The following is an 11,920-nucleotide window of genomic DNA, read 5'->3' as shown; positions in this document are numbered from 1 at the left end:
TTTAAGTGGGAGAAAGCATATAATCATCAAGCAATTTAAAAACAATCCGAAAACTAACCGCACTTTGGGGCGCCACTATGATCATCAATGACATTAATTTCAACGATCTCTATCAACAACATCTGAAAGCCTGCAATCACTATAATCTTCCACCAACAAAGTGGGATAAAAAAGCGCCTAAAATGGCCGAGAATTTAGTGGGTAAACCAAGCCGTTATAACGAAACGTTGCTTAAAGCCATGAATGTGCAACCCAATGAAACGGTGTTAGATATTGGCTGTGGTCCCGGCACGTTTGTGATTCCTTTAGCCCAACAATGCCAAGCTGTGTATGCTCTCGATTACAGCCAAGGGATGTTGGATATGGTACAGCAATACAAAGAAAAGCATCAACTGAATAATATTACCCTTCTACATAAATCATGGTCAGATAACTGGGATGATGTGCCTCAAGCCGATGTAATACTCGCCTCTCGTTCTACGCTGGTTGATGATTTGGATGACATGATTGAAAAGCTGCAAAGCAAGGCTAAAAAACGCGTCTTTTTAACCTCGGTAACACAACGCCATTTTCTCGATGAAGGCGTATTTGAAGCCATTGGCCGTGATGATGTGGGCTTTCCAACTTATATTTATTTAGTTAATCGCCTTTACCAAAAAGGCATTCACGCGAATGTGAGTTTTATTGAAACCGAATCAGGTCATTTCCAAGGTGAAACCTTTGAGGATTTATTAAATTCCGTGGAGTTTTCTCTCGGCAATCTCACTGAAAAAGAAAAACAAAGTTTGGCTCAATTCTATCAACAAAAACAAATAAACAATGAACCGATAAAACACGGACAACGCAAATGGGCGTTGATTTGGTGGGAGGTTTAAGAAAAAATGCGGTCATTTTTGACCGCACTTTACGCTTTAAGATAGATTAAAGAATCTCTAATAACTTCGCAAAGTCATCAAACACCCAATCTGGATTTGATTCCGCAATTGGAATGTTGTAGTTGTAACCGTAAGTTAAACCCACAGCTGGACAACCTGCTGAATGAGCAGCGAGAATGTCATTTCGAGAGTCACCTACAAACAATACTTGGCGGGGTTCTACGCCAAATTTACCACATAAATAATACAATGGGCCTGGATGTGGTTTAATCGCGGGTAATGATTGCCCACCAAGCATTTCTCTGAATAAATGATCGATACCAAATGCCGCTAATACCGGCTGAACATGGCGAGTGGGTTTGTTCGTTACCACAGCTAAGGTATAACCACGAGCTTTCAAGGTTTCCAATGTTTCTTTTACATTTGGATATAAACGGCTCACATTACAAAGGTTCTCCGCGTAATACACGTTAAAACGCTCTTTCACTTGTTCCATTTCTGCATCTGAAAAGTCTTTACCTGTTTGCTCTTTTGCCCATTCTAAAGCACGAGCAATCAATACAGGTGCTCCATTACCAATCCAAGTTAACACTAACTCTTCGGGTGCTTGAGGTAATCCAAAGTCTGCTAAAGCAGAATTCACAGACAACGCTAAATCTGGCAAGCTATTCACAAGCGTACCGTCTAAATCAAAACCGATAACTTTAAATTGAGTCTTCATTCTTGCTACCATCTATTTAACTGAAGCTAACTGCGCACGCATTTGATCAATGATTTGTTTATAATCTGGTTTGCCAAAAATCGCTGAGCCTGCCACGAACATATCTGCACCTGCTGCGGCAATTTCTGCAATATTATCTACTTTTACCCCACCATCAACTTCTAAACGGATATCTAAACCGCTTTCATCAATCAGACGACGTGCCTGTTGTAATTTTTTCAATGTGGAAGGTAAAAAAGATTGCCCACCAAATCCTGGATTCACGGACATTAACAAAATCACATCCACTTTATCTAATACATAATCCAAATAACTTAATGGTGTGGCAGGATTAAACACTAAACCCGCTTTACAGCCGTGATCACGAATGAGCTGTAAAGAGCGATCAATATGTTCACTGGCTTCAGGATGAAACGTAATGTAATCCGCACCGGCTTTGGCAAAATCAGGAATAATACGATCAACCGGTTTTACCATCAAATGCACATCAATAGGTGCTTTAATACCGTAATCACGCAAAGCTTTACAAACCGCTGGGCCAAAGGTTAAATTTGGCACATAGTGATTATCCATTACATCAAAATGAATCACATCCGCACCTGCATTCAATACGTTTTGCACATCATCACCAAGACGAGCAAGATCTGCAGAAAGGATAGAAGGGGCGATTAAATAAGGTTTCATTTGTCATCTCCTAAAGGATAAAAGTGCTTGTAGTTTACTACGTTGAGCTCAATTTTACCTTGATTATTTACAAGTTTTAGCTGAAAACAAAGAAAAAAATAACCGCACTTGATTCAATTGCCTCAAAGTGCGGTTGGTTTTTATTGTATTTTAAAAGGACCGATTAGTTTAATCCAATGATTTCCCAACGGTTGTGAGATTGACCATCGATTTTACCTTTCTTCACGTTGGTGATGTAATCGATCATCATATTTTGGATAGTGCCTTTTTCACGGCCCATTGCGACTTTAGATTCCCAAAGTACCGGAATTTGTTGGCCTTCCCAAATCCCACCTTTACCGTTTAATTGAGCGAAACGATATGAGTTCATACCCACTTTTAATTTCATATCATCTGTCACCGGTTTGCCGTCAGCAAGGGTTAAATCAACGATTTTGCTACCTTTTGGATTACGTAAGTCAATTTTGTAATTTACGCCACCGAAAATGTCGTAAGTCACATATTTTGATTTTTTACGCTCTGCATTGTAACGGTATTCAGTATCACCTGGTTGGATGGTATCGAAGTAGTTTGCAGACCATTCCATATATTCTTTCAATTGTTTACCGGTCATTTCATAAACGGTAACATCACCGCCTGCATAACGATAGTTAAAGATGATGTCTTTTTTCTTGATATCGCCTTTATCCATACGTGCTTTTTGATGGTCGAAAGAGAAAGTTACCACATCTGCACCACTGTAATGTTGTTCAACATCATTAATGAATGAAGACAAACCAGTATCTCTTGAGAATGCAGCAGATACACCGTGTTTGGTCTCTTGTGGTACCATTTCGTTTTCGGTTTGACCAATCACCACATTGTTTAATTCACGTAATTTCTCGTGGTAAGGTTTATAGATTTCCGCAATTTTCTTATCTGCTTCAAGTGCTTTAACTGGAACCGTTTTAGATTCTTTCTTCACTAATTTCACTTCTTTTTTATCGTTGATATCAAAAGTTAAATCCACTTCAGATACCACGGTACCGTAGCGGTGTGGTTCAGTGATTAGTGTGTTTTTAATGGTTTCACTTGGCACATCTTTGTGCATGTGACCCGCGATAACCACATCAATACCATCTACTGCATTGATCACATCACGCATACCGGTATCAGGAATATTATTTTCATTATCGATACCCATGTGGGTCACCGCAATAATCGCATCCACACCTTTTGCTTTTAATTTCTCAACTTGCGTACGCGCTTCTTCTGTCGGTGAAGTAAATTTCATGTCTTTTAAGTTGCCCGTATCTTCTTCAAATTTTGCTGACATTGGGGTACTTAAACCAATAATCCCTAACTTCACGCCATCTTTTTCGATGATGGTTGTCGCATCGATATAACGTTTGTCATTTTTCTTATGATAGAAGTTTGCGGTTAATTTTTTCGCTTTGATATCTTTTAGGATTTCATCTAATGCTTTCATCCCAAAGTTAAACTCGTGGTTACCCAATACGAAAATATCATAATTCATTTCGTTTAATACTTTTGGAATCGGGTGATCTTTATAGTATTTTTTATCTTTTGCAAACACATCGATTTGGTTATCTTGGATCGCATCACCGACTTCCACTAACACCACGTTTTTATTATTTTTACGCACATCTTTCACATAAGTTGCAATTTGTGCATAAGAACCAGATTTGTCCTCTACGTCTGCACCATAGCTCCAAGGTACGATACGACCGTGAACATCGGAGGTCCCTAATAATTTAATATTCACTTCTTGTGCCATTGCTGTGCTAACAGCAGAAAGCGCAAATAATGAGCAAAGTAATTTTTTCATAGAATTTCCTTTAAAGTTGCACAAAGTGCGGTTAAAAATGCCGGAGAATTATAGCGGTGAATCGATTGCTTACATAATTTTATTTTGAAGAAAAATAAAATTTGTGAGCTTGTTCACATTTCATTTGGAGGATTAATGCCCTGTTTGAGAAAACAAGTTAATCACTAAAACGCCACTGATAATCAACACTATACCTATCAGCCCTGCGGTATCAATTTTCTGACCAAATGCGAAATATGCCACAATAGCGGTCAGAACAATACCAACGCCCGACCAAATGGCGTAAACCAAGCCCACGGAAAGTGTTCGGAAAACAATGGAGACAAAATAAAACGAAATGGCATATAGCGCTAATGAACCAACGGTGGGTAAAAGTTTGGTAAAGCCATCACTGACTTTTAATAAATTCGTTGCTACGATTTCAAGGCAAATAGAGATAGCAAGCAATGTCCAAGGATTCATATCAATCAAACAGTAAAATAGAAAAACACTATTCTACCTTAAGCGGCGGATGGATGTAATCGAATTTGACGAGCCATGGCTTGCATATAAGGCGCAGTTTGTTCAAAGAAATAACGGTAAGAGGCACATAAATAATTATGTGGATTAGGTTCATTTTCGAGAGAAATAAAACGATGTTTCGGGCAGCCGCCATAACAGAGTTTACGAAACTCACAATGACGGCAAAGTGCGGTCAATTTTTGTGATTTTTCTAAACCGAATTGTTGCTGTTTACTGGAAAGCACAATCTCTGTTAAAGGTTGCTGAGTTAAATTTCCGACCTTGTATTCGGGATACACAAAATGATCGCAAGTATACACATCGCCATTGGCTTCCGTGACAAGCGATTGCCCGCAAGTAGGTTGATGAACACAGGTTGTGGAAGGATAACCAAGCCATTGTCCAAGCAGATTATCAAACTGCGACACATAAATTTGTCCTACATCATGCTCATACCATTCATGAAAGACATCCACGAGAAATTGTCCATAACCTTCTGATGGTACTGAAAAATCAGTGACAGATTGTGTTTGTGCATGACGTTCGACAATAGGAATAAACTGCATATAAGTCGAGCCAAGCTGTTTGAGTGCTAAATAAGTTTCTTTTCCTTTTTGCCAGTTTTGATCGTTAATGACGGTTAAGGTGTTAAATTCCACGCCATATTCTTGTAGCAGATTTAATGCTTTTACGACTTTTTCAAAAGTGGGATTACCGTTACCCGAAATACGATAACGATTATGCACAGCACTTAAACCGTCAATAGAAAGCCCAATGAGAAAATGATGTTGTTTGAAAAATGCAGCCCATTGCTGATTAAGGGCAATACCATTGGTTTGAAAGGCGTTTGTAATCTGTTTGCCTTGAGCAAATTCCTGCTGATATTCAACAGCTTGCTTGTAAAAATCTAAGCCTAAGAGAGTGGGCTCCCCCCCTTGCCAAGCAAATTCAACCACATTACCGGCGTGAGATTGGATATAGTTTTTGACGTAATGTTTTAAGGTGTCTTTTGACATAAAAGGCACATGTTGCCCAAACTGTTCTGATTTTTCCAAATAGAAGCAATATTCACACTGAATGTTACAGTGAAAACTGCTTGGTTTCGCCATTAAGTGAAAATGAGCTTGTGGTAGAAAAACAGACATCAACCATCCTTTGTTACAACATTATTTATGACCTGATATTCGATCAAATGCCCCGTTTTGTTTGAGCTCTTTCGCAATACGAATCGCGGTTTCGGTTTCACAGCCAGCATATTCCGCAATTTCGCGATACGTCCAATTATAATCAGGAAAGTTTTGTTTAAGGAAATATAAACTATCCATCACACGATCTAAGGTGCGTAGATAAGCACTTTTTGCCAAACGTTCTTCTGCTTCGCGTAATTCATCTGCCAAGATTTGCAATAAACATTGGCTCATCACCGTATTATGCGTGAAAAATTCACTCACTACATTAGGTTTGATGCGAGTAATCTCTGCATCAATTAAGACTTTCGCATTGCAATGATAGTGTTTATCCGCCATGGAGAATAAGGTTCGGAAACCAAAATAATCCCCTTTGGAATATAACCGCACCAAGCTTTCCTTGCCATTTTCAAGGGTATGAAATAAGCCAATCAAGCCTGCTTGCACATAATAAAATTCATGTGCTGACTCACCTTGTTGATACAAGAAGGAACCTTTCGGCAAGTGATGCAGCTCAGTAAACTGACAATGTGATAATTCAGTAGGCTTGATTGCGCAATTTTCCATAATCGTCCCTTAAAAGTGCGGTCAATTTTTTATTGGTTTTACACTTCGTTTATAATCCGATATACCCAGTTTTCTAATGGATCATTTAAGCGTTTCATTTCTTGGTGCATTTCTTCCAGCATCTCTTTTTTGACCGCCTCATACTCTGGCTTGTAGAACAAATTATGCATTTCAGCTGGATCATTTTTTATATCATAAAGCTCGCAAATGTCCGAAGCATTAAACACTAATTTATAGTCTTTACGGTGCCACATGCGTTGTTCAAAATAGACGAAATGCCCCGCCAACTGTGCCAATATCCCTTTGCGTTGATTATCTTGATGTTGACGAACAATCGGCAAAATACTTTCCCCTTCAAAGGCTTGAGGAATGGGTTGATTAGCGAGATCATAAACGGTCGAGGTTAAATCGTGGAGATAAACAAGGTTATCATCTTGTTGATTAACACGATTTGAATTCGGGTCTTTGATAATCATCGGAATGTTGTAGGTGGTATCGAACATGAACTCTCCTTTCTCAATCATTCGATGAGCGCCCATCGCATCACCATGATCAGCGGTTGCCACAATAAAAGTGCGGTCATAAATTCCCTTATTTTCTAAGAAAGCAAAGAGCTCACCAATTGCATCATCAATCAAGGTGATATAACCCCAGAATTTTGTGATCACTTCTTTCCAATGATCTTCACTCGCTTCCCACATCCCCCACATTTTAGAGATAGTACGATAGTGTCCTGGTTTGCCTTCTAGTGGCTTGAAGAAGCTTTCATCCAGCACCACATCTTCTTTTCGATACATGGAATAATACGGTTCTGGCACGATACAAGGCGTATGCGGTCCCCAGAAATTAATCCATGTAAAGAACGGTTTATTTTCAGCAAGTGATTCACTAATATAATTTTTCGCTTCATCAATGATGAAATACGGGATGGTTTGTTCTTTTGTGCCTGAAAGCAAACCACAAAGTTCTTGTACGCGCAAATGTGGGTTATCACCAAAATAAGCACGACTCACTTCAGGAATGTCATAATCTTTTTCATCTAACCATTCTTTATAACGATTGGAATGTGTCGGCGGTTGGTTGAACACTAAATTTTTATACACGCCACTGCCTGGATAACCATAACCATCAAAGTTATGCCCTTTAATGCCGTAATCTTCTGGTACGGATTTTGTCCCAACGTGCCATTTTCCTACGACATAGGTGTTATAGCCGTCTAGTTTACCGATATTTGGTGCCGCTTCGCTCACTTCACCGGTACCGCCTTTTTCACCATTACGAATGATGCCATGGGTAGATGGCATTAAACCAGTAAAGAGTGATGTCCGTGCAGGTCCACAAACGGAAGCGGGTGTAAAAGCATTATTAAAACGCACGCCATCTTTAGCTAGACGATCGATATTAGGGGTTTTGACGATCTGGTGACCATAAGCACCCAACATATCTTTACGCACTTGGTCGAGTAAAATATAGATAATGTTCATACATAATCCTTATCTATTTTAAGGGCGTACGTGATGTACGCCCGACTGCTTAATTTTGGTTAGAAAGATGTAATTGATGTTCTGTTTTTTCATTTTTTGGTCTAAAGACAATCAACACGATGAGTTGTAATACCGCATATACTTCCAACACTAACATTGGATTGCCATCTGGTGAAGCAATACCAATTGGTGATAAGAATGCATAAAGCGCAATTAAACCAAGAATCAATGAAACAGACGTCACTTTAATATATTTCCAATTGGTTAAGTCCACGTCGCCTTTATTGACGGTATTTTCCACATAAGGCTCACGTTTTAAGAATTGACCTAGAATCAACATGAAGACAACATCAAATACGAATAATCCGCCCATGACATACACGAAATTAATTTTCACATTGAACACCCAAACAATACTGAAATAAAGTACTACGTGTACAAGTAAAGCAATACGTGCAGCCAAGCCTGAAACAGTTTTATTAAATAAACCCACAGCAAATAGCGCCACGATTGGAATATTCACAAAACCGGCAAAGCGTTTAGTGATTAAGAAGATACCATCTGTACCAAACATCAAAAGTGGGCCAATAATCATGGTCACAATCGCCATAATGGTAGAGACTTTTTTCGCATAGACGATCAATTCTTGATCAGTACGTTGTTTTTTACTGATAGATGGTAATAAGTCTTTACAATAAATGGTCGCTGCAGAGTTTAAGAATGAGTTAAAGGTACTTAAAATCGCGCCGAAAAGTGCCGCAATAAAGAAACCTTGCAATGCAGTCGGCATCACTTTATTAACCAACAATGGATAAGACGTATCAATTGGATTTAAACCCTCACCTAAAATATGGAAACTCAATAAACCCGGTAAATTAAGAATAATCGGTAATGTGAGTAGGAAAAGCGCTGCAATTAAAATCCCTTTTTGACCTGATGCTAAATCCTTCGCCCCTAAACAACGTTGTACGATGGCTTGGTTCGTTGTCCAATAGAAGAAGTGAACAACCATAATACCGGTAAAAATTGTTGGCCAAGGAGTAGAGTCTGTTGAGCTACCAATGGCGTTCCATTTTTCAACGTGAGTGGTAGTGATAATATTCAAGCCTTCTGAAATGCTGCCATTACCTAAATAAAGCAATGCAAATACAGGTACAAGCAACGCACCAATCACTAAGATCACGGCATTGATAGTATCGGAAACCGCTACCGCTTTTAACCCACCAAAAATCGCATAAATCGCCCCCACTACACCGATAGCAATGACCGTATAAACAATCGCTTGAGCGTAGCTTAATCCGAAGATAGTTTCTAGATTAAAGATTTTATTAAAGGCAATCGCCCCGGTATAAAGTGCGGTCGGAATCACGATCAAAAGATAGAAGACTAAGAATAACCCTGACATAATCAAACGAGTTTGTCGGTCAAAACGATTTTCAAAGAATTCTGGAATGGTGGTATAACCGTTACGCAAATATTTCGGTAACATATAAAGCGCCAAGAAACAAAGCGGAATCACAGTTGGCACTGTCCACGCAATAATAGAAAAGTTGTTTTGATAAGAAACGGCATTCACGCCAATCAATTGCTCTGTTGAAAGAGAGGTCAACACCATTGAGCAACCAATCACAATACCGCTTAATCCTCGTCCCGCTAAGAAATAACCTTTCGAGGTGGTTAAATCATCGTTTTTAGTACGTAGCCATGAAACATAGGCCACTAAAGCCGTTACGATGAGGAAACTCGAAACCGTTAATAGCATACGCTCCTCCTTGTAGAAGCCATTATTAAATTCCATTTATAGACTACTGCTAGGTGTGTAAAGAGCATATGATAATTGTCATACTGATTGTGTGAGAAGGATCACAAAATTAAAATAAAGTCTATTTTTATAGATAATTATGAGCAAGATCATAAATTATTTATTTATCCAAAAGAATAATAATGCCGTACTCCCACACAAAAGGAGTTTGAAATGAGCTTACAGTTAATTCTTATTTTGATTTTATGTGGTGTCATGACGAATATCATGTCGGCCATCTTTGGTATTGGTGGCGGTGTATTGATGGTGCCGATTCTCTACACTTTATTCCCACAATTTCCTCTACAAATGATTGCTGCAACATCATTGACGATTGTCATGGGATCATCCTTTATTAATTTAATTTATTTCTACAAACAAAAAGTATCAATTAATTACAAAGCGATACTTATTTGGTCTGTTGGCATGATTATTGGTGTACAACTAGGATTTGAATCCAGTTTTTATATACCTGATATTGCTATTATCAGTGTGTTTGTTATTACGCTTTCCCTATTGGCAATTCGTACTATTTTTAGTAAAGAAAGTGTTATGAATCAGCAAGCAACAGCTGATGAAACCATAAAAGGAATGGGCCTTTCGACTTTTGGGGGATTTATTGCTGGTATGACGGGTATTGGAGGAGGCTCAATCATGGCACCTTTAATTGGTCAGCTAAAATCCGTTAAAGCCCATCAAATTGCCCCTTATACCAATGCAATGATGTTTATTGGTGGATTAGGCAGCCTTTATGGCTATCTTTCAAAAAGCTCACCGCATCACTTTGGTTGGCAAATCGGTTACGTTAATTTTTCGATCGTGATTATTGTCGTGCTAAGTGCTTTTGTAACAGGTTTTTTCTCAATGAAAATTCGAGGTAAATTATCGCCGCACTTAGTCAAAAAACTATTAGGCATTATTTTATTGGTGATAAGTGCCTATATGTTACTTATCCATGCTATAAAATAAAAAAATGGCAGAGGAAAACTCCCTCTGCCATTTCAATTATTTTTCTTCTCTTTTCACTTCATCCCATAGGATATCCATTTCAATTAAAGAAAGATCTTTAACTGATGAACCTCGTTCCAATGCTTTTTCTTCTACTTTACGAAAACGTTGTTCAAATTTATTATTCGCCTTACGCAAAGCCTCTTCTGCATTACATTTGAGATGTCGAGATAAATTAACCGTTGCAAAAAATAAATCCCCAATTTCCTCTTCTATTTTTTCCTGATTACGAAGAGTTTGATTGATTTCATCCCTTACTTCTTGCAATTCTTCTTCAACTTTTGCTAATACAGGTTCAACATCATCCCAATCAAATCCAATCTTTGAACATTGTTTTTGCATTTTTTGTGCTCTTAACAATGCAGGAAAAGCATTCGGAATATCATCTAAAATAGAACGTTTTTCTTGAACTGATTTCTCTTGTGCTTTGATACTATTCCAACGAGCTAATGCCTCTTCTTCATTTCCTGCTGTTGCATCTCCAAACACGTGAGGATGACGACGCACAATCTTTTTAGAAATATCATTAAGGACATCATCAAATGTGAAATAACCATCTTCAGAAGCAAGCTGACTAAAAAATACAACCTGTAATAAAAGATCGCCAAGCTCTTCCCTTAAATTAGCAATGTCTTTCTTTTGGATGGCATCAATGACTTCATAAGTTTCTTCGGTTAAACAGGGAATCATTGATTCATAATTTTGTTTAAGATCCCAAGGACAACCGCCATTAGGATTACGTAATTGCGCAATTAATTGAATAAAATCTTGAATGGAATAATACATAAGAATATCTCTGAAATACTAAAAGTGCGATTAGTATAAAACGAATAGCAAAATAGACAATATTCTTACAAAAATTAGAGATAATTTGATATGGAATAATGGCAGGGGCGGAGAGGCTCGAACTCCCAACACCCGGTTTTGGAGACCGGTGCTCTACCAATTGAACTACGCCCCTATTGGTATTAAGAATTGGCGGAATGGACGGGACTCGAACCCGCGACCCCCTGCGTGACAGGCAGGTATTCTAACCAGCTGAACTACCACTCCGCTAAATAAGGTATAATTGGCAGTGACCTACTCTCACATGGGGAAGCCCCACACTACCATCGGCGTAACAATGTTTCACTTCTGAGTTCGATATGGATTCAGGTGGGACCATTGCACTGTTGCTGCCAAAATTTTTATTTTGTTAATTTACTCTAAAAATAAACTAACAAAATAAAAAGTACCTGGCGGTGTCCTACTCTCACATGGGGAA

Annotated in this window: 11 protein-coding genes, 2 tRNA genes and 1 rRNA gene; 2 read left to right on the top strand and 12 right to left on the bottom strand. The window is 38.5% G+C overall.

Annotation, left to right across the window (positions count from 1 at the left end; genetic code table 11):
* The first annotated feature begins 77 nt into the window (after positions 1-77).
* The gene (locus HMPREF2750_RS05060) at positions 78-875 is read left to right on the top strand and encodes a class I SAM-dependent methyltransferase (protein ID WP_070582911.1); all 798 of its coding nucleotides are present in this window, start codon (positions 78-80) and stop codon (positions 873-875) included.
* Between the two features lie 46 nt (positions 876-921).
* Here HMPREF2750_RS05060 and HMPREF2750_RS05055 read toward each other — a convergent pair whose 3' ends face one another.
* The 8 genes from HMPREF2750_RS05055 to HMPREF2750_RS05020 all read right to left on the bottom strand — a co-directional run bounded on the left by HMPREF2750_RS05055 (position 922) and on the right by HMPREF2750_RS05020 (position 9,609).
* On the bottom strand, positions 922-1,596 hold the full coding sequence (locus HMPREF2750_RS05055) for a phosphoglycolate phosphatase (protein ID WP_070582908.1): 675 nt from the start codon (positions 1,594-1,596) through the stop codon (positions 922-924).
* Between the two features lie 12 nt (positions 1,597-1,608).
* Complete coding sequence (gene rpe / locus HMPREF2750_RS05050) at positions 1,609-2,280, bottom strand: ribulose-phosphate 3-epimerase (RefSeq protein WP_049374871.1); 672 nt, start codon at positions 2,278-2,280, stop codon at positions 1,609-1,611.
* 163 nt (positions 2,281-2,443) lie between these two features.
* Positions 2,444-4,108: a bifunctional metallophosphatase/5'-nucleotidase gene (locus HMPREF2750_RS05045; protein ID WP_070582906.1), complete on the bottom strand. Its 1,665-nt coding sequence runs from the start codon at positions 4,106-4,108 to the stop codon at positions 2,444-2,446.
* A gap of 132 nt (positions 4,109-4,240) precedes the next feature.
* Positions 4,241-4,570 (bottom strand): DMT family transporter, encoded by a 330-nt coding sequence (locus HMPREF2750_RS05040; protein WP_049373814.1) that lies wholly within the window; start codon positions 4,568-4,570, stop codon positions 4,241-4,243.
* A gap of 38 nt (positions 4,571-4,608) precedes the next feature.
* Positions 4,609-5,754 (bottom strand): anaerobic sulfatase maturase, encoded by a 1,146-nt coding sequence (locus HMPREF2750_RS05035; protein WP_070582904.1) that lies wholly within the window; start codon positions 5,752-5,754, stop codon positions 4,609-4,611.
* 21 nt (positions 5,755-5,775) lie between these two features.
* On the bottom strand, positions 5,776-6,363 hold the full coding sequence (locus tag HMPREF2750_RS05030; RefSeq protein ID WP_070582902.1) for a Crp/Fnr family transcriptional regulator: 588 nt from the start codon (positions 6,361-6,363) through the stop codon (positions 5,776-5,778).
* A gap of 38 nt (positions 6,364-6,401) precedes the next feature.
* Entirely contained in the window at positions 6,402-7,847 is a 1,446-nt protein-coding gene (locus HMPREF2750_RS05025; RefSeq protein ID WP_070582899.1) for a sulfatase family protein, read from the bottom strand.
* Positions 7,848-7,896: 49 nt separating this feature from the next.
* Entirely contained in the window at positions 7,897-9,609 is a 1,713-nt protein-coding gene (locus HMPREF2750_RS05020) for a solute:sodium symporter family transporter (protein ID WP_070582897.1), read from the bottom strand.
* A 213-nt stretch (positions 9,610-9,822) separates the two neighbouring features.
* On the opposite strand from HMPREF2750_RS05020, the gene HMPREF2750_RS05015 reads away from it, so the two are divergent.
* Complete coding sequence (locus HMPREF2750_RS05015; protein ID WP_070582895.1) at positions 9,823-10,617, top strand: sulfite exporter TauE/SafE family protein; 795 nt, start codon at positions 9,823-9,825, stop codon at positions 10,615-10,617.
* 36 nt (positions 10,618-10,653) lie between these two features.
* Here the strand turns inward: HMPREF2750_RS05015 and mazG are convergent, their stop codons facing one another.
* The 4 genes from mazG to rrf all read right to left on the bottom strand — a co-directional run bounded on the left by mazG (position 10,654) and on the right by rrf (position 11,839).
* A complete protein-coding gene (gene mazG / locus HMPREF2750_RS05010; RefSeq protein ID WP_070582894.1) occupies positions 10,654-11,442 on the bottom strand; it encodes a nucleoside triphosphate pyrophosphohydrolase in 789 nt (262 codons plus the stop codon).
* Between the two features lie 99 nt (positions 11,443-11,541).
* Positions 11,542-11,617 (bottom strand) — tRNA-Trp (locus HMPREF2750_RS05005).
* 15 nt (positions 11,618-11,632) lie between these two features.
* Positions 11,633-11,709: transfer RNA gene (locus tag HMPREF2750_RS05000), tRNA-Asp, on the bottom strand.
* A 14-nt stretch (positions 11,710-11,723) separates the two neighbouring features.
* Positions 11,724-11,839 (bottom strand): 5S ribosomal RNA (gene rrf, locus HMPREF2750_RS04995).
* Positions 11,840-11,920: the final 81 nt, after the last annotated feature.

The sequence above is a fragment of the Haemophilus sp. HMSC066D02 genome, from assembly GCF_001810545.1.
In the GTDB taxonomy this organism is placed as follows: Bacteria; Pseudomonadota; Gammaproteobacteria; order Enterobacterales; family Pasteurellaceae; genus Haemophilus_D.
Note: the sequence above shows the minus strand (reverse complement) of the source record. Positions and strands in the feature narration are given on the sequence as shown.